The sequence below is a fragment of the Helicobacter sp. NHP19-012 genome (genome assembly GCF_019703325.1).
GTDB lineage: Bacteria > Campylobacterota > Campylobacteria > Campylobacterales > Helicobacteraceae > Helicobacter > Helicobacter gastrofelis.
In genome coordinates this window covers 819,158-838,963 of the sequence record NZ_AP024819.1, presented here as the reverse complement: position 1 = coordinate 838,963, position 19,806 = coordinate 819,158, and the positions used below count along the sequence as shown (strand labels likewise).

General features: G+C 46.9%; 24 protein-coding genes and 1 tRNA gene. 17 read left to right on the top strand and 8 right to left on the bottom strand.

Going from position 1 to position 19,806, the window contains the following annotated elements:
• Positions 1 to 11 precede the first annotated feature (11 nt).
• Together K6J74_RS04220 and K6J74_RS04215 are read right to left on the bottom strand one after the other, a co-directional pair.
• Complete coding sequence (locus K6J74_RS04220; protein ID WP_221271078.1) at positions 12 to 641, bottom strand: protein-L-isoaspartate(D-aspartate) O-methyltransferase; 630 nt, start codon at positions 639 to 641, stop codon at positions 12 to 14.
• Positions 642 to 1,670, bottom strand: coding sequence for a ribonucleotide-diphosphate reductase subunit beta (locus K6J74_RS04215; protein ID WP_221271077.1), 1,029 nt, complete (start codon positions 1,668 to 1,670; stop codon positions 642 to 644).
• 110 nt (positions 1,671 to 1,780) lie between these two features.
• On the opposite strand from K6J74_RS04215, the gene K6J74_RS04210 reads away from it, so the two are divergent.
• Positions 1,781 to 1,865 (top strand) — tRNA-Leu (locus K6J74_RS04210).
• Here the strand turns inward: K6J74_RS04210 and K6J74_RS04205 are convergent.
• Complete coding sequence (locus tag K6J74_RS04205) at positions 1,866 to 2,693, bottom strand: SDR family NAD(P)-dependent oxidoreductase (protein WP_221271076.1); 828 nt, start codon at positions 2,691 to 2,693, stop codon at positions 1,866 to 1,868.
• A complete protein-coding gene (locus K6J74_RS04200; protein ID WP_221271075.1) occupies positions 2,687 to 2,971 on the bottom strand; it encodes a UDP-glucose 4-epimerase in 285 nt (94 codons plus the stop codon). The genes K6J74_RS04205 and K6J74_RS04200 overlap by 7 nt, the downstream gene beginning before the upstream one ends.
• Before the next feature lie 237 nt (positions 2,972 to 3,208).
• On the opposite strand from K6J74_RS04200, the gene K6J74_RS04195 reads away from it, so the two are divergent.
• Together K6J74_RS04195 and K6J74_RS04190 are read left to right on the top strand one after the other, a co-directional pair.
• Positions 3,209 to 3,598 (top strand): molecular chaperone DnaJ, encoded by a 390-nt coding sequence (locus K6J74_RS04195; protein ID WP_221271074.1) that lies wholly within the window; start codon positions 3,209 to 3,211, stop codon positions 3,596 to 3,598.
• A gap of 8 nt (positions 3,599 to 3,606) precedes the next feature.
• Positions 3,607 to 4,158: a lecithin retinol acyltransferase family protein gene (locus tag K6J74_RS04190; protein WP_221271073.1), complete on the top strand. Its 552-nt coding sequence runs from the start codon at positions 3,607 to 3,609 to the stop codon at positions 4,156 to 4,158.
• Between the two features lie 4 nt (positions 4,159 to 4,162).
• Here the strand turns inward: K6J74_RS04190 and K6J74_RS08565 are convergent, their stop codons facing one another.
• From K6J74_RS08565 to K6J74_RS04180, 3 genes are all read right to left on the bottom strand, one after another.
• Entirely contained in the window at positions 4,163 to 4,294 is a 132-nt protein-coding gene (locus tag K6J74_RS08565; protein ID WP_260321514.1) for a hypothetical protein, read from the bottom strand.
• A 61-nt stretch (positions 4,295 to 4,355) separates the two neighbouring features.
• Complete coding sequence (locus tag K6J74_RS04185) at positions 4,356 to 4,940, bottom strand: outer membrane protein (RefSeq protein ID WP_260321513.1); 585 nt, start codon at positions 4,938 to 4,940, stop codon at positions 4,356 to 4,358.
• Between the two features lie 70 nt (positions 4,941 to 5,010).
• Positions 5,011 to 5,349, bottom strand: a complete 339-nt coding sequence (locus K6J74_RS04180) for a hypothetical protein (RefSeq protein ID WP_260321512.1) — start codon at positions 5,347 to 5,349, stop codon at positions 5,011 to 5,013.
• 123 nt (positions 5,350 to 5,472) lie between these two features.
• Here K6J74_RS04180 and recG point away from each other — a divergent pair, with 123 nt between their 5' ends.
• The 8 genes from recG (at position 5,473) to K6J74_RS04140 (ending at position 12,185) form a co-directional block, all read left to right on the top strand.
• Positions 5,473 to 7,356, top strand: a complete 1,884-nt coding sequence (gene recG, locus K6J74_RS04175) for an ATP-dependent DNA helicase RecG (RefSeq protein ID WP_221271071.1) — start codon at positions 5,473 to 5,475, stop codon at positions 7,354 to 7,356.
• A gap of 206 nt (positions 7,357 to 7,562) precedes the next feature.
• Positions 7,563 to 8,972, top strand: coding sequence for a cytochrome-c oxidase, cbb3-type subunit I (gene ccoN, locus K6J74_RS04170; protein WP_260321715.1), 1,410 nt, complete (start codon positions 7,563 to 7,565; stop codon positions 8,970 to 8,972).
• 9 nt (positions 8,973 to 8,981) lie between these two features.
• Positions 8,982 to 9,689 carry a cytochrome-c oxidase, cbb3-type subunit II gene (gene ccoO / locus K6J74_RS04165; RefSeq protein ID WP_221271069.1) on the top strand — a complete coding sequence of 236 codons (708 nt, stop codon included), beginning with the start codon at positions 8,982 to 8,984 and terminating at the stop codon, positions 9,687 to 9,689.
• Positions 9,690 to 9,893 (top strand): cytochrome c oxidase, cbb3-type, CcoQ subunit, encoded by a 204-nt coding sequence (locus K6J74_RS04160; protein ID WP_053828899.1) that lies wholly within the window; start codon positions 9,690 to 9,692, stop codon positions 9,891 to 9,893. It abuts the gene before it with no gap.
• A 2-nt stretch (positions 9,894 to 9,895) separates the two neighbouring features.
• Positions 9,896 to 10,762, top strand: coding sequence for a cytochrome-c oxidase, cbb3-type subunit III (gene ccoP, locus K6J74_RS04155; protein ID WP_221271068.1), 867 nt, complete (start codon positions 9,896 to 9,898; stop codon positions 10,760 to 10,762).
• Entirely contained in the window at positions 10,762 to 10,956 is a 195-nt protein-coding gene (locus K6J74_RS04150; protein WP_221271067.1) for a DUF4006 family protein, read from the top strand. The genes ccoP and K6J74_RS04150 overlap by 1 nt, the downstream gene beginning before the upstream one ends.
• A 127-nt stretch (positions 10,957 to 11,083) precedes the next feature.
• The gene (locus tag K6J74_RS04145; protein WP_260321511.1) at positions 11,084 to 11,650 is read left to right on the top strand and encodes a hypothetical protein; all 567 of its coding nucleotides are present in this window, start codon (positions 11,084 to 11,086) and stop codon (positions 11,648 to 11,650) included.
• Entirely contained in the window at positions 11,640 to 12,185 is a 546-nt protein-coding gene (locus K6J74_RS04140; RefSeq protein WP_221271065.1) for a hypothetical protein, read from the top strand. The genes K6J74_RS04145 and K6J74_RS04140 overlap by 11 nt, the downstream gene beginning before the upstream one ends.
• On the opposite strand, the gene K6J74_RS04135 is transcribed toward K6J74_RS04140, so the two are convergent.
• Positions 12,182 to 12,961, bottom strand: a complete 780-nt coding sequence (locus K6J74_RS04135; RefSeq protein WP_221271064.1) for an outer membrane protein — start codon at positions 12,959 to 12,961, stop codon at positions 12,182 to 12,184. The genes K6J74_RS04140 and K6J74_RS04135 overlap by 4 nt on opposite strands.
• A 341-nt stretch (positions 12,962 to 13,302) precedes the next feature.
• Between K6J74_RS04135 and K6J74_RS04130 the strand changes: the two genes are divergently transcribed.
• The 6 genes from K6J74_RS04130 (at position 13,303) to typA (ending at position 19,791) form a co-directional block, all read left to right on the top strand.
• Positions 13,303 to 14,886 (top strand): BspA family leucine-rich repeat surface protein, encoded by a 1,584-nt coding sequence (locus K6J74_RS04130; protein ID WP_260321510.1) that lies wholly within the window; start codon positions 13,303 to 13,305, stop codon positions 14,884 to 14,886.
• Positions 14,887 to 15,040: 154 nt separating this feature from the next.
• A complete protein-coding gene (locus tag K6J74_RS04125) occupies positions 15,041 to 15,553 on the top strand; it encodes a DUF1104 domain-containing protein (protein ID WP_221271063.1) in 513 nt (170 codons plus the stop codon).
• Positions 15,554 to 15,569: 16 nt separating this feature from the next.
• Positions 15,570 to 16,016, top strand: a complete 447-nt coding sequence (locus K6J74_RS04120; protein ID WP_260321509.1) for a DUF1104 domain-containing protein — start codon at positions 15,570 to 15,572, stop codon at positions 16,014 to 16,016.
• Between the two features lie 162 nt (positions 16,017 to 16,178).
• Positions 16,179 to 17,633 (top strand): catalase, encoded by a 1,455-nt coding sequence (locus K6J74_RS04115; protein ID WP_221271062.1) that lies wholly within the window; start codon positions 16,179 to 16,181, stop codon positions 17,631 to 17,633.
• Positions 17,634 to 17,708: 75 nt separating this feature from the next.
• Positions 17,709 to 17,912 (top strand): hypothetical protein, encoded by a 204-nt coding sequence (locus K6J74_RS04110; protein WP_015106194.1) that lies wholly within the window; start codon positions 17,709 to 17,711, stop codon positions 17,910 to 17,912.
• Positions 17,913 to 17,991: 79 nt separating this feature from the next.
• Positions 17,992 to 19,791, top strand: coding sequence for a translational GTPase TypA (typA, locus tag K6J74_RS04105; protein WP_221271061.1), 1,800 nt, complete (start codon positions 17,992 to 17,994; stop codon positions 19,789 to 19,791).
• The last annotated feature ends 15 nt before the right edge of the window (positions 19,792 to 19,806 follow it).

Sequence of the window (19,806 nt, the reverse complement as noted above, 5' to 3'; positions counted from 1 at the left end):
ACGCTTGCCCCCTAAACCCCCCGCTCTACGCCATCTAGCACGGGCACAAACTGACACTTCTCTAACCGCTCAGCTAGCAAGCGTTCTTTTTGTTTGGTGAAACGGGTGATGATCTGTGTGTTGCCTTCTAGCATGGGGGCGAGTAAGATCCCCCCCTCGCTTAATTGCTCCACAAGGGCTTGGGGGATGTGCGTGGCGCAGGCGGAAAACAAAATGCGCTCAAAGGGGGCAAATTCACGCCAGCCCTCTTGCCCGTCTGCCAATTTAGTGTGGATGTTGGTAACGCCCAAGTGCCTAAAACGCTCCTTAGCCTGCACCAAGAGCTTTTCAATGCGTTCAATGCTAAACACACGGCGCACCAATTTAGAGAGCACCATCGCCTGATAACCGCTCCCACAGCCGATCTCTAGCACGCTATCCACCCCCCTCAGCTGTAAATACTGCGTCATTTTTGCCACCGTGAGTGGGGAGCTGATGAACTGCTCGCCATCTAGGGGCAGGGCGTTGAGGCTGTAGGCTAGGTGTTTAGGGGAGACAAACTCTTCTCTGTTGATCGCGCAAATGGCCTCTTCAACGGGCTTTTCTAGGGGGAAGTAGCGGGCGATCTCAGCACACATGCGGGCGTTTTTTAGACTTAGCAATTAAAACCCCTCAAAGCTGATGCTGCCCTTAGAGTAATTGCTGACCCTTGCCTCAAAGAAGTTTGAGCGGTGGCTGTTGAAGTTGGCAAACTGCTCCACCCAGCGGATCGGGTTTTTGCTGTGGTAAAGCTTGGGTAGCCCCACCACGGCTAAACGGGTATCGGCTAAGTATTCGGTGTAGGCGCGCAAAATTTTAGGGCTTAAGTCTAGGATTTGCCCTTGGGTGATGTAGGCTCCCCATGCGCTCTCTAAATCCACCGCTTGTTTAAACATTTCTAACACCTCTTCGAGCAAATCGGGGGTGAAAAGATCGGGGCGTTCTTTACGCAAGGAATTGATCATATTTTGAAACAAGCTTAAATGCGTCACCTCGTCCCTTTGGATGAAACGGATCATTTGCGCCGTGCCTAGCATGCGCCCACTTCTAGCCAAAGCATAAAAAAAACTAAACCCGCTGTAAAAGTAAATGCCCTCTAGGATTTGGTTGGCAAACAACGCCTTTAATAAATTGCGCTCCGTGGGCTCTTGCGAGAGGTCCATATAAATTTGGGCGATGCAGTCGTTCTTATCCTTGAGGGCGGAGTCGGTGCGCCACATTTCGTAAATCTCATCGCTGTTTGCGCTGATGCTCTCCACCATCACGGCGTAGCTGTGGCTATGCAATGCCTCCTCAAAGGCTTGGCGCACAAGGCATAGATTGATTTCAGGGCTGGTGATGAAGGGGTTGATGTTGTCGATGAGGTTGTTTGTTTGCAAGCTGTCCATAAAAATGAGTTGGGCTAGGGCGCGGTCGTAGCCGATTTTCTCTTGTGGGCTTAATTTCAAATAGTGGGTCTTGTCCCCGTGCATGCCCACCTCTTCAGGAAACCAAGTGTTGGTGAGCATTGTTTTCCAAAGTTTGCTTGCCCACGGGTATTTGATTTGGTTTAAATCAAACATGCTCGTGGGGTTGCCCCCAAAGATTTGGCGCTCCCCAACATGTTCCTTGGATTCGGGATTGTAGATTTTTTTACGGCCCAACGCTTTCATTTTTCACTCCTTCAAAAGGGGCTTAGTATAGTCTAAACTAGCTTATAAAATAGACTTTGGCTAAATTTAAGTATACTTTAAACTTCTAAAGGTTAAAATTTGTGTTTTGTGCGGAAGTGGCGAAATTGGCAGACGCACCAGACTTAGGATCTGGCGCCGCAAGGCGTGGAGGTTCAAGTCCTCTCTTCCGCACCACTACTTTAAAATCTCCTTGCGCAAAATCCAGTCGTAGATTTTATCCGGCAGCAGTGCCTTACCCCACACCAATAAATGCGCCTTTTTGCCGACCAAATAGCGGGTTTTAGGCTGTTTGCTCTCTAATGCCTTGATAATCGTGCTAGCCACAAGGCTAGCCGGGCTCGCGTCCTCATAGGCTTTTTTAAAATAGGCATGGGTTTTTTCTAGCTCCATTGCATAGGGGCTCTTTGGTTTTAGGGCGTTTTTAAGTCCTGAATCCCACTTGGTTTTAATCGCCCCCGGTTCAATCAACACCACTTGCACGCCAAGCTCCAAGAGCTCGGCACGCAGACAATCGCTGTAGGCCTCTAGGGCGTATTTGCTCGCATGGTACCAGCCTAAAAACAGCGTGGTCGAACGCCCTGCACTCGAGGCAACATTGATGATCTTGGGAGCAAGCCCTATGCTTGCCTGGAGTGCCGCACTTGCCCGAAGTAGGGGTAAAAGTTTAGAACACAACGCCCCCACGCTGAATAAATTTGTTTCAAACAACGCCCTTGCCTCTTGTATGGGTTGCTCCTCTAGTGCACCAAACATGCCATAACCGGCGTTGTTGATGAGGGCAAACAGCTCTTTTTCTTGCGTTAAAATCGTGTCTGTGGTTTTGATGATCTGCCCTTCATCTTGCAAATCACAATCAAGGCGCACACAATGGGGGTGTTCTAGGCTTTCTATTTGGGTGGCGTGGCGTGAGAGGGCATAGACTTTATAGCCCTTCTGCAAAAGCATTTTGGCACACTCTAGCCCGATCCCACTGCTTGCCCCCGTCAACACCACCGCTAACATTTGGCTAAGTATTGCTCCCACTCATAGGCACTTTTTATAATTGTTTCTAAATCGTCATATTGTGGTTTAAAGGCGGTGTGGCTTGAAATCTTAGAATTGTTGGCGATCAAATTTGCCAGATCGCCCGCCCTCCTGCCCTGCATTTGCATCTTAAAATCCACGCCCGAAACTTCTTTAACTTTCGCCACCACCTCAGCCATGCTATAACCCCGCCCATAGCCCACATTGTAAATTTGGTTCGTGTTTGTGACACACTCGCAAGCCACAAAAAGTAGCATTGAAAAACCTTTAAAAATTTTGGGCTATGTTATCTAAAATTGGCTTTGGGTGTGTTGCACCCGTGGGCTAAGGCATTTGAGCTGGCGTTACAAGCATTGCCCTTTGTTGTGTCTTTCTTTGTGGTGTTACACATGTACTCCCTTTTTTAACTTTTAACCATGTGTTTTAAACCCCTCTTGACTCTCTCTCTCGTTAAAATGCCTTTGTACTTTTAATTTTTTAGCAAAGGAGTTAGCTTGTTTATCCAAGATTTAAGCGTTGAGCAACAACAAGTGTTCTTGTATTTGGCAAGAAAGGTCATTGAAGCCGATGGGGTGTTGCACGAATTGCAACTAGGGGCTTTAGATGTGATTAAAAAGCAATGTGAATATGGCATTAGTGAAAAGGAAGTGCCCGTAAACACTTTAGGGCAGATCTTCACCACAAACCACGCCAAACACGCCACGCTGTTAGAATTGGTGTCTGTGGCTTTAGCCGATAGCCGCTGGCATGACAATGAGAGAGACACCATTTACTCTTATGCTAAAGAGATGGGCGTTCCCACCCACAAAGTGGATCAATTCAAAGACTGGGTGGTGAAAAACTTCATGCTTTATCAAGAAGCGATCAAGTTGTTGGAAGATTAGGGGGCGCTATGGTTAAGGTTTTAAAAGCAATGGTGAGAACCGCCGGGATCGCTGTAGGGGCTGTGGGTGTGGCAGCGGTTACTGCTGCATCATATGCGGGGGATTTAGCCGCAAGCGCCACCAACCATCTAATCCGTGATAAGGTGGGCGAGCCTGCGGTGGGGAGTGTGGTGCGCCGTTATCATGGAGGATTGGAGCATACGGGCATTTATGTGGGCAACAACCAAATCATCCACTGGAGTGAAAACAGCCGCGTTGAAAAATGCAATCCAGAAGCATTTTTGCAAGGGGGTGGGGATTTAGCCCTAAGCATTTATGTTTCGTGCAAAGGCACGGAACCCATCGGGTCTCTTGAAGTGGCGCAACGCGCAAGGGTACAAGTGGGGCATGGCATAGATGAGAGAGGTCCATATGACCCCTTGGTCAACAATAGCCATAGGTTTGTCATTGAGTGTTTGTCCGGACAGGAATGCCAAGAAGACCTCTTGGTGAAAGACCCTATAGAATATTGTAAGGTGTTTCTTGGGGCGGACAACTGGCGCGTTTGGGAGAGAGATTAAGTCTCTAAATCCCCTCCAACTGCTCTAAAATGTGCTGACCTATGGGGATAGCAGAGGTGGCAGCGGGGCTTGGAGCGTTGTAGGCATCCACACTTTTGGCACTATTACAAAAAAGTCCTCTTTTTAAAGGAAACACCTATCTGCCTTTACCGCTCTTAAGAAGTGTTTTGTGCAAATTGCTGAGGATCAGAACAACACTAAAAATACCAAGTATGGGACACAAAAAAGCTGTAGTTACGCACAAATCTAGAGCCTAGCTCTGTGTCAAAGGGGAATTTAATCCCAAACTCGAAGGACACATCGTGGTAGAGAATCACGGTCTGAAAGCGCACGCCCACTTGCCCTAAGAGCCTAAAGTAAGTCCCCTTAAAGGAAAAACTAGTGAAAGAGCGGTAATTTTCCACAAAGAAATTTTGTGAAAATTCAGAAGTCGTCCAAGTGTTGCCCGCCAGCATCATTCCATAAAAGAGCCCCCACACATTGAGCGGGTTTTTGTTGTACTCAATCAGCAAATCCGCCCCTACTCCATAGGTAAACATGTTTGTTTCGATCTTGCCTCGAGGATCTAAGATCACATACCCATAGTCTAAGAAGCCGTAGTAACGGGTGTAAAACCAGCGATCTAAAGGGTTGAATTCGTAGCCATAGACAATGCTCGCCCCTTCAATGGTGCGGATATTTTTAATGGGTGTGCCGTTTTGGTAGGTGTAAAACTGCATTTGACCGACTTGGTATTGGCTGAGTAGAAATGTGCGGCTTTTGGCAGCCTGTAAGGGGAGCAACAAAACGCTAAACGCACCCAACACAAGAGCAAGGTTGCGCACAAATGTTAAAATAGTTATCCTTATCAGTTTAGTAGTTATGGTTCAAGGGCGAGGCGAGATTATCCTCGTGGTTGGTCCAATTTTGAAGGATATTGCTATTTTGGGGGGTGTAGAGTGGGCCCGTGCCCTGCGTGGCTTCTTGGACGGCGTTTTCCTCATCCACAATGCGATCGACTCTATCGGTCGTTTTTGCATCATCAATTCTATGATCTAAGCCGGATTCTATAGATGCATCCTTATTGGGCTTCATCAAAGCCATCTTGTTGAGGGCTTTGGAGTCGGCATCCTTAGCTTGGTTAAAAACTTTAGTGTCTGCAGGTTTCGCTCGTTGGCTAGAAGTTTTGTGCGTGTCCTTACACGCTTGCAAACCAAGTACCCCCGTCGTTGCTAAGATAGAAAAACCTAAAAAGCGTAAGAGTCTGGAGTTCATCCACTTCCTTTTTGGGCTATAATAACCATGCTTTATTAAATCTAAGTTAAAGATCAGTTCATGCCACAAATAAAGATGGGAGGGATTAACTCCAACACCGATTTAGGTGTTGGTTTGCCCTTAGCCCGTTTTTTAGAAATCATTTTAAATCCCCCCAAAACCTACACCCCCTACCCCATCTTAAACAACTTAGAACCCGGGGTTGTGGGCTGTATAGAAGTAGCGTATTTAAGCATGCACACTAGCAAAGTTCTAAAAATCCAAACAAAAACCAAAGCGACTCAACAATCTTTAGATCTGCTTTGCTTTAACCACACCCCCTACCATCTTAAGATTTTCACCCAAAAAAGCTACTTTGTCTATGGCAAGTTGAGCACCAACCCCTACACAAACGCCCTACAAATGATTAACCCCAAAATCATAGACAAGCCAAACACCATCACCATGCGTTTTGATAAGGCTTGCAAGAAACTGCCCGCCTTTTTAAAGCAAGACCAGCACAAAACCTACCTTGACTTTTGCCTAGCCACACTCACACCCCAAAATTTAGAAAAGCTCGTAAATCTAGGCGTGCCCTTGCAGGTGGTGCAACACATCAACGAAATTTTCCACCCTAGCATGGATTTTGCCCTCGCCTACAACGCCCATAAGGGTTTTTGCCCGCCCCACCTACAAGCCCTAAAGTATATAGAAGCTTTGGCGTATATGTGCGCTCTAAGCTCTAAGACCTTTGATTTCCCCGCCAAGTTTAGCCAACACGCCAACACACAGGCTTTAGCCGAGTTTGTGAGTAACCTCCCCTTTGCGCTCACCAACGACCAACAAAAGGCAATCAGCGCAATCCAAAACGACATGCAAGGCTTTAAAGCCACAAAACGCCTCGTGATGGGCGATGTGGGCTGTGGTAAAACAATGGTGATTTTAGCTAGCGTGGCTCTGTGCGCCCCCTATAAAAGCCTTCTTATGGCACCCACAAGCATTTTAGCCAAGCAAATTTACACCGAAGCTCTAAAATACTTACCCAAAAGCATTAAACCCTTACTGCTCTTAGGTGGGACAACTAGCAAGCAAAAAGAAGCTTTTAACGAAGCAGATTTTATTATCGGCACGACCGCCTTGCTCTACGCCCCCCTAGACACTTCTAAGGTCGCCCTAGTCATTAGCGATGAGCAACACCGCTTTGGCACAAAACAACGCCACACCCTGCAGACCCTAGCCACACAAGCGGGCAATAAACCCCACTATTTGCAATTTTCCGCCACGCCCATCCCTAGGACTTTAGCGATGATGGGGGCTAAATTCATCGCCACGAGCTTTTTAAAGGACAAACCCTACACCAAGGACATACGAACCCATATTGTGGATAAACCCCAATTCAACGCCCTTTTAACCCACATCAAAGCCGAGATTGGGGCAGATAAACAAGTGGCGGTCATTTACCCTTTGGTGGAAGAGAGCGAAACGATGGACTATCTCTCTTTAAAAGAGGGCGCGCCCTATTGGCAAAAACGCTTTGAAAGGGTCTTTGTGGTGAGCGGTAAGGACAAGGATAAGGAGGACATCATGGAGGGCTTTGCCAAAGAGGGGCAACTTTTACTCGCCACAACTTTAATTGAGGTGGGGATCAGTTTGCCTAAACTCTCCACCATTGTGATTGTGGGACCCGAGCGCTTGGGGCTAGCGACCTTGCACCAATTAAGGGGACGGGTGGCAAGGCTTGGTGGCAGGGGCTATTGCTATCTTTTCACCCACCAGCCCACCAACCGCCGTTTACACGACTTTAGCCAAACTTTGGATGGCTTTGAAATCGCCAATTTAGACTTAAAATACCGCCATTCGGGGGATTTGCTTCAAGGGACACAACAGAGTGGAGACGCCTTTAATTTCTTGGATTTAAGTCAAGACACGCACATCATTGAACAAGTGAGCACACTTTTTAGCTAGAACGCCTAAAAAAACCAAAAAGGATATTAAATTAAACGCTACTAATGCAATCTGTGCTATAATCCAAGTCTGTGTGATATTTTTATGAAGGAGAACGTATGGATGTAGGCATCCAACAGGGCTATGTCCGCAGTGCTTCAGTGTCGGCTACGGCTAAAACTTCCACTGAGTACGATTATTCAATCGCCCGATTATTCATCATTGCCATGATCGCCTTTGGGGTCATTGGGATGTTGATTGGGGTGGTTTTAGCGTTTCAGCTAGCCTTTCCCAAGCTCAACTATATTTTGGGTGAATATGGCATTTTTGGGCGTTTGCGCCCCGTGCACACCAATGGTGTGATTTACGGCTTCACTTTGGGCGGGATTTGGGCGAGTTGGTATTATTTTGGACAAAGGGTCTTAAAAATTACCTACCACGACTATCCATTTTTAAAAGCAGTGGGCTATCTGCATTTTTGGATTTGGATTTTAACCCTGATCTTGGGTGTGGTGAGCTTGCTAGGTGGGATCACCCAAAGTAAGGAATACGCCGAACTTGCATGGCCTTTAGACATTTTGGTCGTGGTGGTGTGGGTGCTGTGGGGCATTAGCATGTTTGGCAGCATGGGCGTTAGACGCGAAAACACGATCTATGTTTCTCTGTGGTATTACATCGCAACCTATGTCGGGATCGCCGTGCTCTACATCTTCAATAACCTGTCTATCCCCACTTACCTAGTCGCCCACACCGGTAGCCTTTGGCACTCCATTTCTATGTATGCGGGCAGTAACGATGCCCTCGTGCAATGGTGGTGGGGGCACAATGCGGTGGCATTTGTGTTCACCAGCGGGGTGATTGGCACCATTTATTACTTCTTGCCCAAAGAGAGCGGACAGCCCATTTTCTCTTACAAGCTCACTTTGTTTTCCTTTTGGAGCTTGATGTTCGTCTACATTTGGGCGGGCGGCCACCACTTGATCTACTCTACGGTGCCCGATTGGGTGCAAACCTTGTCTTCTGTGTTCTCTGTGATTTTAATCATCCCCTCATGGGGCACCGCCATCAACATGCTCTTAACCTTAAGAGGGCAATGGCATCAACTCAAAGAATCGCCCCTCATTAAATTCTTGGTTTTAGCCAGCACCTTCTACATGCTCTCCACCCTAGAGGGCTCTATCCAAGCGATCCGCTCCGTCAATGCCCTAGCGCACTTCACCGATTGGATCATCGGGCATGTGCACGATGGCGTGCTCGGTTGGGTGGGCTTTACACTCATTGCCGCCGTCTATCACATGGTGCCCCGCGTGTTTAAACGTGAGATTTACTCAGGCAAACTCATGGATGTGCAGTTCTGGCTGATGACTCTAGGCATCGTGCTTTACTTCTCCTCCATGTGGATTGCGGGAATCACGCAAGGGATGATGTGGCGCGATGTGGATCAATACGGCAACTTGGTCTATCAGTTTGTCGACACCGTGCGGGTGTTGATCCCCTACTATGTGATCCGCGGTTTTGGAGGCAGCTTGTATCTCATCGGGTTCTTCATTTTCCTTTACAATGTGGTGATGACGATCCAAAAAGGCAGAGTTTTAGAAAAAGAACCCGCCTACGCCACGCCCATGGGCTTACGCTAAGGAGCGCAGATGTTTACTTTCTTAGAAAAAAACCCATTCTTTTTCACGCTCGCCTTTGTAGTCGCCTTTGCGGTGGCAGGTGTGGTGGAGATTTTGCCTAACTTCTTTAAATCCGCCCGCCCCATTGAGGGGCTAAAGCCTTACACGATTTTAGAAACCGCCGGGCGGCAGGTGTATATCAATGAGGGGTGCTACAACTGCCATTCCCAACTCATCCGCCCCTTTCAAGCTGAAGTGCAACGCTATGGGGCTTATAGCCTAAGTGGAGAATACGCCTACGATCGCCCTTTCTTGTGGGGGTCTCGGCGCATTGGTCCTGATTTGCACCGCGTGGGCGATGTGCGCACCACTGCGTGGCATGAAAAACACATGCTAGATCCCACCAGCGTGGTGCCCGGTAGCATCATGCCCGCTTATAAGCACCTCTTTAAAAAGGATGCCGACTTTAACACTGCCTTTGCTGAAGCTTACACCCAAAAAGAAGTCTTTAATGTGCCTTACGACAAACCCGGCGGCGTGCAGCTGGGCGACATGCAAAAGGCAAAAAAACTTTTCTTAGAGGAAGCTAAGGGCATTGTGGATCACATGCAAGACCCCGAAATTAAAGCCGCTTTAAAAGAGGGACGGGTTAAAGAGATTGTGGCTCTGATCGCCTATTTAAATAGCTTGGGGCAAGGACGCATTGAGGCCCCAAAAGCTAGTGCAAAGGGGCAATAGATGGACATTGACACCTTAAGAGGCTTTGCCTACGCCTTTTTCACGGTCTTATTCACGCTCTTTTTATACTTTTACATCGTGTCCATGTATGTCAAGGACAAAAAGGGGATCACCGATTACGAGCGTTACAGCCAACTCGCCTTGCAAGATGAGCTAAACGACACGCCCATTGAACCCCGGCACTTATCCCATAAGAAAGGCTAAAGATGAATATTTTAAAGGATCACATTAATTTGTTCACATTAGTGGCAGCCCTTGTGATTTTGGTCGCCACGCTTAGCATGAGCTCCTCTCTGTTTAAAGCGATGCGCGAGAGCAAGGCAGATGGCGAGCTTTACGGGGGTAAGGATCACAGCTATGACGGCATCGGGGAGTTTCTTAACAACATCCCCATGGGTTGGGTGGTGAGTTTTTTAGTTTTCATCGTATGGGGGCTTTGGTATATCTTTATGGGTTATCCCATGTCGAGTTACTCGCAAATCGGGGAGTACAATAAAGAGCTCGCCGCCTATAATAAAAACTTTGAAGCCAAGTGGCAAAACCTCAAAGATAAGGATTTGGAGCAAATGGGGCAGGGCATCTTTTTAGTGCAATGCTCGCAATGCCACGGTTTAGAGGCCACGGGGCTTAACAACACCGCTAGAAATCTTGCCAAATGGGGCAAAGAGGCAGGCATTGAGGAAGTGATCGCACAGGGCTCAGTGGGCTTAGGTTATCAAGCCGGTGAAATGCCCCCCATGGGTCTTAATGCTGAGGACTCTAAAGCGGTGGCTAGTTATGTCATGGCAGACATCTCTGCCCTGCACCACACCAAATACCCCAAATTAGTCCAAAAAGGGCAGACCATTTTCCAAAGCACTTGTGCGAGTTGCCACGGGGCTGATGGCAAGGGGCAAGCGGGCATGGCAGCGGATCTAACCCACTATGGAACTCCAGCCCTTTTACAAGAAGTGCTTGATAAAGGCAAAAAGGGGCACATCGGCGAAATGCCCAGCTTTGCTTACCGCCACTTTAGCCCCACACAAGTGAAGGCGTTGGCAACTTATATCCAATCCTTACAAGGAGATGAGTGATGAACGGATTATTTGGCTTGAATGGGATTTTAGGTAATTTGATCGTGGTGGTGGTGCTCTTGGTGGCGGTGGCGTTCTTTGGTTTTAAAGCCGTGCACATCCAACAAGAAGAGTCCACCCACTACTACAAGCTAGACACCAAGAGTCTACAAATGTTTGGCAACAAGCATGAGTTTTATAAAGTGGAGAAATAGCGATGTTTACGGGAATGGAAAAATTACTAGGTCTTTTCTTGATCATTTTATTTGTCATCACAGTGGTGCTTTACTTCGCCCGCCCCTTTCTCTTTGCCGTGTGAAACTTCTTAGGGCTTGCCTGCTTTTGGCGGGCTTTTTGCACGCCCAAAGTTTCGTGCTGGACAACGAAGCGGGGCATTTAGTTACCAAGAGTGCGGGGCTCGTGCAACAGGTGTCTAGCGAATTATTTGACAAAACGGGAGTTTCTTTTATGTTGTTTTTAAAAGACAGCCCCGACACGCTGGATAAAGCCGGGCGTCTAGCTTACCAACAAGCTAAGTTAAAAACCCTGCACCCCCCTTTCATCGCCCTTTTTGCTCACTTTAGGGCACAAAAAATCGACATTCTGTCTAACCCCAAGGATTTAATCTCCACAGACCAAATTTTTTTTGAACATATCGCCCCCTTTTTACCCAAAGAGTGGGGCAAGGACATGGCCAAAAACAACGCCCGCTTTTCCTTTGCACTGCTCAATGGCTACACCTACATGGCAGATGCGATCGCACGCAAACACCACATCACCCTAGCAAGCAACATCAAAGAAGAGTATGCCAACAGCGTTACAAAGACCACGCTCTACATTCTCTTATGCTCGCTCTTGGCACTTTTCTTTTATGGTTACTTCTTTGGAGTAAGAAAACATGGAAACTGAAGAAAAAAATTATTGGCCCCTAGGCATTTTGTCTATTCTGCTCATCGGTTTGAGCTTAGTTGTCGCTTTGGTGGTCGTGGCGATCAAATACACCCCCCAAAGCGACAATTCTTATTTGCACCAGCACACCTACACTGATAGCCACATCAATGGCATGCTCTCCACTTACAACGCCTTTAGGCAAGCCTACAGCCTTGAGCTAGTGAATGGCAACCAAAAACTTGAACCGCTCTTTCCTTTTTACATCAACCAAAACACCCCTTTGCTTTGGCTCTCCAATCGGCACAATAACCTAAGCTTACAAGTGCAACGCAAAGACCCCAAAGCCCTAGTTCCCACTTTTAGCGTGGCGGTGCTAAGGACAAAACAAAAAACCCTAGACCTTGGCAAAATCCCATGCACCACGCAAGAGAAAGAGAGCACTTGTTTATTGCCCCCCTTTAATCTCCCCCTAAAAGGGCACTACCAAATCATGTTAAAAGTAGACTTTGAAGGTGAAGAACTTCCCCTCATCCAACCTGCCTATGTGCGCTAAAAGGTGAAAGCGTAGTTAACATACCAAGAGTAGAGTCGGCGGATATAAAGCGTTCCGTCATTCTTAGTTTGTAAGAAAGGATTTTTACGCATCATGGGAAATTTAATGCCCGCTTCAATGCTGCTGTGTTTTAAGATACGCAACCTTCCCCCCACATTGAAGAGAAACTGAAAGCCCGTAGCGCTCTTATTTACACCAGCATACCGCAAGGCTACATCACTGAAATCGGGCGTGGCCAAAAGCCAAGAGTTACCGGCAAGTTGTATCCCCCCTATCACGCCTAGAGCCATCATTTTATTGCTGATGGCATTCACCACTAAATCCGCCCCTACGCCATAAGTGAGCATGTTAGGTTGCAAGGGCTTGTTGCTCCCCACCATTTGTTGTAAAACGCCCATGGCATTAACAGAGCATTGGAGCGTGTTCCACCCGGATGCTCCTCCCATAGGCGGCGTGCGCTCGCTCCCAGGCATTTTACAATCTACGGGGTTGCCCCCTGGATAGCCATTGTTGGCAAATTTAATTCCCATTGTGTGGGCATAGTCAAAGAGACCATAAACCTTAAAGCCAAAGTACTTATTTGCAAACATTTGGTAACCAATTTGCAAACCAAAGCCTCTTATGGTGGAAGTTGTAGTTTTGCCATCTTTACCCGTGCTTCGTATCTGCGCCTTGCCCTGCTGGTAACCACCCTCAAGAAAAACACCGCTCTCCTCAGCGTTTAAGAAACCAACCAAAGCGGGCAGAACCATCAAAGAACACTTAGAGTAACGCATACCAACTCCTTTTGTTTCGGTTGCCTTATAATCGGTTATAAGCTTTTGAACTATAGCATAAGTCATACAAGGCGATCTTTAACTCCACACAAAAGAGTTAGAGTTTAGACTTTTAACACTTTTTGTGTTAGTATACAGGAAGGTTTTTGTTTTTTGCAACTTGTTCGGGGGTATTTTTATTGTATCGTTTCTGCACTTTTGTTTGTTTTATTTGTCTTTTTGTAGGATCTGTTGCTCTAAAGGCACGGGTCTTTGTCCCCAAGGACAAAGCCACTTTACAAGCTCTCTTACAAAACCCCAAGATCTCCCTTGCCCAAATCAACACCCATTACGTCAAGGACATGAGCTATTTATTTTGTCTGCAAGGCCCCTTAACTAAAAAAGGCATTTGCACATCTTATAGAGAGGATTTTAAGGGGATTGGTAAGTGGGATGTGAGCCGTGTGGAAAACATGGAGGGGATGTTTATGAATCAGATGCATTTTAACGAACCCCTACAAAACTGGAACACTGCGCGGGTGAAAAACTTTAGCTACATGTTTGCCAACGCGATCCGCTTTAACCAACCCATTAATAGTTGGAACACATCTAATGGGGTGGATTTTAGCTACATGTTTGCCAACGCGATCCGCTTTAACCAACCCATTAATAGTTGGAACACATCTAATGGGGTGGATTTTAGCTACATGTTTTACCATGCCAAAACCTTTAACCAACCCCTATCTCATTGGAACCGCACACGCCACATAACTCCTAAAAACTTTAGTTACATGTTTGCCAACGCCATGCATTTCAAGCAAGATATCAGCCGATGGAAGAACCTAGAGCGGGCGAACACACAGGGGATTTTTTTAGGCACGCCCTTAGAGGGCACAAAAATCCAAAGTAAAAAAGCACAAGGCTTGCAAGACGATAAGCAACGAGAAACACAAAGCGTTTCTCCGCCAAATGTCTTAAAATACCTACACTACCCACAGACCAAAGCCGAGCTCGTCGCTCTAGTCAATAATCCTAATATTTCTTTAGCCAGCATCGACACGAGTCTAATTGAGGACATGAGTTATTTATTTTGCGATAAGGGCAATACCTACACCCGCTTAAAGCAACTCCCCATTAAAAACGGCACTCTATGGGCTAAACAAGATAAAGAATATAGCCAGATTCTAAACCTTTTTGAGAATTGCCAAGCGGGCAGTAGCCGCACAAATTTAGATGGTATTGAAACATGGAATGTAAGCCATGTCAAAAACATGGAGGCGATGTTTATGGGGCGGGTCGTGGATGTCCCTCTAAGCAGTTGGGACACAAGCGAGGCCACGAATATGAAGGGCATGTTTGCTTTGGCTTCTTTTAACCAACCCTTGGACGATTGGGAAATGCAACATGTGCAAGATACGAGTTTTATGTTCTATGGCTGTAAAGACTTTAACCAAAACTTGAATCATTGGGATGTGGAGCATGTCCGCACCATGAGCTACATGTTTAGTCTAACTTATGGATTTAATGGAAACATTACCCGTTGGAAACTCTCTAGTGTCACAGATTTGCAAGGCATGTTTAAATACGCCACTGCCTTCAACCAGCCCATTGAAAATTGGGATGTGAGCCATGTGCAAAACATGGCATATCTTTTTTACGGGGCTTTCGCTTTTAATCAGCCATTAAACAAGTGGGACACCAGTCATGTAACCGACATGCGCAAAATGTTTTTTTATGCTAAAAGCTTTAACCACCCCCTCAACCACTGGAACACAGAGCATGTACACAACATGTACAAAATGTTTGCCTACGCCAAGAACTTTAACCAGGATTTGAGCAATTGGTATTTGCATAACACCGACACCCGTTGCATGTTTTTCCACGCTACTAGAATGCACTCCCCGTCTCCTAGAACTTTTTTTAAGGATATTGGTAGCTGTGGTTAATTTAAGGTACAAATCCCTATACAAAATTGCTTAAAAGCATGCTATTAAGCTAAAATTCAACTAAGAATGAGTAGAATCGGCTCTGTTTTTGATTCCACAAATTCCACAAAGGTAGTTTATGCGTCAGTTCGCAAAAATTTTTGTAATGGGTTTATTGGCTTTAGGTGTTGCGCATGCAGCGGAAGATTTTTCTAAGCTTAGCAATAAAGATTTCATTAAAAAAGCGGGCACTATGCACGATGCTGAAGATGTGATCCACTATAAAATTGAAGTGGCTAAACGCGTAAAGGCGATGAAATCAGCAAAGGCGAAAGCAGAATTCAAATACCAAGTTAGAAAAACCGCAAAAGCCAACTTTGCCAAAATGGGTGCAGAAGATTTTAGCAAGTTGCGTGAAGAAGTGGCTGAAGAACTTGATAAAATGAAAAAAGAGCACAAACCTCAAGAAATGAAAGCTATGGGTTTAGCTGGAGTTGAGGTTTGTAAAGGTGAAGACCACAAAATGTGGTGCCACCCCAAACACGCCAAAAAAGGCGAACATCATAAGGGCGAACACCACGCTCATAAAAAAGAGCATAAAGGCGAACATGAAGAGCACGAAGAGCATGGCAGCAAAGCCGAACACGCACACCCCGCTAGCGCAAAACCTGCAGCCACTCATGAATAGTTAAGAAAGGGTTTTTATGACAACAACAAAATTAAAACTTGGCATTGGTGCTTTGATAGTGGCTGGATTGTGTAATGGCCTATTTGCAAGCGCCAATCCCTTTGAAAGTAAGAGTGATCAGGAACTCATTGACATGGCTGGTAAAGTTGTTCCAAATCAAGTTCCAGACTATAAAATGGAACTTCACAAACGCATGCAAAAGATGAAACCTGAGCAAAAAGAGAAGTTTCACGAGAAACTTAAGGCCTCTGCAGATAAAAACACGGCGAACATGACCATGGAAGAGTTTGAAAAACGTAGACAGGCTATCCATGAGGCCATTAAAGCTAGGATTGCTAAAATGACACGGGCGCAATTTAAAGCAAGTGGTCTCTCTGCTAAAGGTTGTGGCTGCCATGGAAAGTGCAACTGTGATGTTGATGGACCTTGCAGTTGTAAGGAACACAAACACCACCACCATTAAGTTTTTATCCCCAAAGTTACTAGGTGTAACGCTTGGGGGTCTTAAAGTGCCTTTCTTCCTTAAAATCCAAGAGATGCGGATAAACTTGCCTTTTTAAATACTACTCTTTCCCTATGACTTAAGCCCATCGCTTTAGATCCATAGATTACGAAAGGATGTTTAATGTCAGACACTGTTTTAACCAACGCCACAGGCATACCCATTGGATCTAACCAAGATGTACTTACCGCCGGACCTAGGGGACCGGTATTGCTCCAAAACACTTGGTTTTTAGAAAAACTCGCCCACTTTGATCGCGAGCGCATCCCTGAACGCGTGGTGCATGCTAAGGGCAGTGGGGCTTATGGGACTTTGACGATCACCAGCACCGAGATCACCAAATACAGCAAAGCCAAACTTTTTAACCAAGTGGGTAAACAAACCCCCTGCTTTTTGCGCTTCTCCACTGTGGCGGGCGAAAAGGGCTCAGCCGATGCCGAGCGCGACCCTAGGGGCTTTGCGCTCAAACTCTACACTGAGGAGGGCAATTGGGACATTGTGGGCAACAACACCCCCGTGTTTTTTATCCGCGACCCTTTAAAATTCCCCGACTTTATCCACACCCAAAAACGCCACCCCAAAACCAACTTAAAAGACGCGACTATGGTTTGGGATTTTTGGAGTCTAGTGCCTGAGAGCTTGCACCAAATAACTATCCTAATGAGCGATCGGGGGATTCCTAGGAGTTACCGCCACATGAACGGCTATGGCAGCCACACCTTTAGCCTCATCAACGAGAAAGATGAACGCTTTTGGGTGAAGTTCCACTTTAAAACTTTACAAGGGATTAAAAATTTAACCAGCCAAGAGGCGGCAAAGATCCGCATGCACGACATGGATTCGCACCAAAGGGATTTATTCGAAGCCATTGAAAATAAAGACTTCCCCAAATGGCGTTTTTGTGTGCAAATCATGCCAGAAAGCGATGCCAAAAACTACAAATTCCACCCCTTTGATGTTACAAAGGTGTGGAGCCATAAGGACTACCCCCTCATTGAAGTCGGGATTTTAGAGCTGAATAAAAACCCTGAAAACTACTTTGCCGAAGTGGAACAATCCGCCTTCAACCCCGCCCATGTGATCCCGGGCGTGGGTTATAGCCCCGATCGGATGCTACAAGGGCGGCTCTTTGCTTATGGGGATACGCAGCGCTACCGCCTAGGGATCAACCACAGCCAATTACCCGTGAATGCCCCCAAATGCCCCTTTGCCACCTCTTCACGAGATGGCTTTATGACAAACGGGCATTATGGCGTAATGCGTAACTATGAGCCAAGCTCACTGCCCGGCTATAAAGAAGCCCCCCACGCCAAAGAGCCCAAGTTGGAGCTAGCCAAACTTACCGATGAAATGGCGGTCTATGCCTACAACTTCCGCGATTGCGACAGCGACTACTACACCCAGCCCGGCAATCTCTTTAGACTCATGCCAAAAGACGAACAAGAGCGCACTTGCCAAAATGTCGCCGATGCCATGCAGGGTGTGCCTAATGACATCATTAGCCGCCAATTAGAGCACTTTAAAAAGGCGGACGCGCATTACGGGCAACGCATCCAAGAGTTGTTGCAAAAACGCTAACCCTTAAAGGGAGGGGGCTAACCAACGATACACCTGGTTTTGCTATTCTTTTGTAATTTTATTTTGGGAGAGGCCATGAAACTTTTTGGAGAGTATAAAACCCGCTTATTTTTCATTTATTGGGTGCGTTGGATGGTTTCAGCGGTGGTGATGTTGCCCTTCATGCTCTTGTTTGAGTGGATGCACACCCCCCTTTGGCTCAATCTCTTTTTAGGGCAGACGATCGGGGCGTTCATTTTCTTTAAAATCGATAAATTTATTTTCCGCAACAAAGACTAAAATTTTCGTGGGAGTTTGCCCTAAGTAAAGTTTGGCTATACTAGCCCACTCAAAAATCTATCACAATCAAGAGGCTTAGATGCAACAGATTAGGAATATCGCTGTCATCGCCCATGTCGACCATGGCAAGACCACTTTAGTGGATGGTTTGCTGACCCAATCGGGGACTTTTGGCGAGCACGACAAGGTCGATGAACGCATGATGGACAGCAACGATTTAGAGAGGGAGAGGGGAATCACAATCCTTTCTAAAAACACCGCAATCCACTACAAGGACACCAAAATCAATATCATAGACACCCCTGGGCACGCCGACTTTGGGGGCGAAGTGGAGCGGGTGTTGAAAATGGTCGATGGGGTGTTGCTCTTAGTGGATGCGCAAGAGGGCGTGATGCCCCAAACCAAATTCGTGGTGAAAAAGGCATTAAGCTTTGGCATTTGCCCCATTGTGGTGGTGAATAAAATCGACAAGCCCGCCGCCGAGCCTGACCGGGTGGTGGATGAAGTCTTTGATTTATTCGTGGCGATGGGGGCTAGCGATGCGCAATTAGACTTCCCCGTGGTCTATGCCGCTGCGCGCGATGGCTACGCCATTAAAGACTTAAACGATGAAAAGAAAAATTTAGAACCGCTGTTTGAAACGATCGTATCGCATGTGAGCGCGCCCAGCGGAGAGGCAAACAACCCCCTACAAATGCAAATTTTCACTTTAGATTACGACAATTATGTCGGAAAAATCGGCATTGTGCGGGTGTTTAACGGGCAGATCAAAAAAGGGGACATGGTCGCCCTTTGTAAGAGCGATGGAAGCAAGGAAACGGGGCGCATTACAAAACTGATCGGCTTTTTAGGCTTAGCCCGCATGGAGATCGAGCAAGCACAAGCGGGCGATATTGTCGCCATTGCCGGCTTTAACGCGATGGATGTGGGCGATAGCGTGGTCGATCCTAACAACCCCCAACCGCTCGATCCCATGCACCTTGAAGAGCCCACCATGAGCGTGGTGTTTGCGATCAACGACTCCCCACTGGCTGGCACTGAGGGCAAGCATGTAACCGCGAACAAACTCAAAGACCGCTTGCTAAAAGAAATGCAAACCAACATTGCCATGAAGTGCGAGGAAATGGGCGAGGGGAAATTTAAAGTGAGCGGACGGGGGGAATTGCAAATCACCGTTTTAGCCGAGAATCTACGCCGTGAGGGCTTTGAGTTTAGCATATCCCGCCCTGAAGTGATCGTTAAGGTGCAAGATGGGGTGAAATTAGAGCCCTTCGAGCATTTGGTGATCGACACCCCCCAAGACTTCAGCGGCGCGATCATTGAAAGATTAGGGCGGCGTAAGGCAGAGATGAAGGCGATGAACCCCATGAATGATGGCTACAGCCGTTTAGAGTTTGAAATCCCGGCTAGAGGGCTTATAGGCTATCGCAGCGAATTTTTAACCGACACGAAGGGCGAGGGCGTGATGAACCACTCATTTCTAGAGTTTCGCCCCTTTAGTGGAGGCGTGGAGTCGCGTAAGAATGGGGCGTTGGTGAGTATGGAGAATGGCGATGCCACCGCCTTTTCGCTTTTCAATATCCAAGAGCGAGGCGTGTTGTTTATCAACCCCCAAACGAAAGTCTATATCGGCATGGTGATCGGCGAGCACAGCCGAGACAATGATTTAGAGGTTAATCCCATTAAATCCAAACACCTAACCAACATGCGTGCCAGTGGGAGCGATGATGCGATCAAGCTCACCCCCCCAAGGCTAATGGCACTAGAGAGGGCGTTAGAGTGGATCGAAGAAGACGAGCTACTAGAAATCACCCCCTTAAACTTACGCATACGCAAAAAAGTTTTAGACCCCACGGCACGCCGCCGTGTCAAAAAATGACCGATTAAAGGCAAT

Excerpts from the sequence above, each read along its gene's own strand:
- K6J74_RS04215 (WP_221271077.1), bottom strand. The coding sequence starts at position 1,670 with ATGAAAGCGTTGGGCCGTAAAAAAATCTACAATCCCGAATCCAAGGAA.
- K6J74_RS04205 (WP_221271076.1), bottom strand. The coding sequence starts at position 2,693 with ATGTTAGCGGTGGTGTTGACGGGGGCAAGCAGTGGGATCGGGCTAGAG.
- K6J74_RS04200 (WP_221271075.1), bottom strand. The coding sequence starts at position 2,971 with ATGCTACTTTTTGTGGCTTGCGAGTGTGTCACAAACACGAACCAAATT.
- K6J74_RS04190 (WP_221271073.1), top strand. The coding sequence starts at position 3,607 with ATGGTTAAGGTTTTAAAAGCAATGGTGAGAACCGCCGGGATCGCTGTA.
- recG (WP_221271071.1), top strand. The coding sequence starts at position 5,473 with ATGCCACAAATAAAGATGGGAGGGATTAACTCCAACACCGATTTAGGT.
- ccoN (WP_260321715.1), top strand. The coding sequence starts at position 7,563 with ATGATCGCCTTTGGGGTCATTGGGATGTTGATTGGGGTGGTTTTAGCG.
- ccoO (WP_221271069.1), top strand. The coding sequence starts at position 8,982 with ATGTTTACTTTCTTAGAAAAAAACCCATTCTTTTTCACGCTCGCCTTT.
- K6J74_RS04160 (WP_053828899.1), top strand. The coding sequence starts at position 9,690 with ATGGACATTGACACCTTAAGAGGCTTTGCCTACGCCTTTTTCACGGTC.
- ccoP (WP_221271068.1), top strand. The coding sequence starts at position 9,896 with ATGAATATTTTAAAGGATCACATTAATTTGTTCACATTAGTGGCAGCC.
- K6J74_RS04150 (WP_221271067.1), top strand. The coding sequence starts at position 10,762 with ATGAACGGATTATTTGGCTTGAATGGGATTTTAGGTAATTTGATCGTG.
- K6J74_RS04140 (WP_221271065.1), top strand. The coding sequence starts at position 11,640 with ATGGAAACTGAAGAAAAAAATTATTGGCCCCTAGGCATTTTGTCTATT.
- K6J74_RS04135 (WP_221271064.1), bottom strand. The coding sequence starts at position 12,961 with ATGCGTTACTCTAAGTGTTCTTTGATGGTTCTGCCCGCTTTGGTTGGT.
- K6J74_RS04130 (WP_260321510.1), top strand. The coding sequence starts at position 13,303 with ATGAGCTATTTATTTTGTCTGCAAGGCCCCTTAACTAAAAAAGGCATT.
- K6J74_RS04120 (WP_260321509.1), top strand. The coding sequence starts at position 15,570 with ATGACAACAACAAAATTAAAACTTGGCATTGGTGCTTTGATAGTGGCT.
- K6J74_RS04115 (WP_221271062.1), top strand. The coding sequence starts at position 16,179 with ATGTCAGACACTGTTTTAACCAACGCCACAGGCATACCCATTGGATCT.
- K6J74_RS04110 (WP_015106194.1), top strand. The coding sequence starts at position 17,709 with ATGAAACTTTTTGGAGAGTATAAAACCCGCTTATTTTTCATTTATTGG.
- typA (WP_221271061.1), top strand. The coding sequence starts at position 17,992 with ATGCAACAGATTAGGAATATCGCTGTCATCGCCCATGTCGACCATGGC.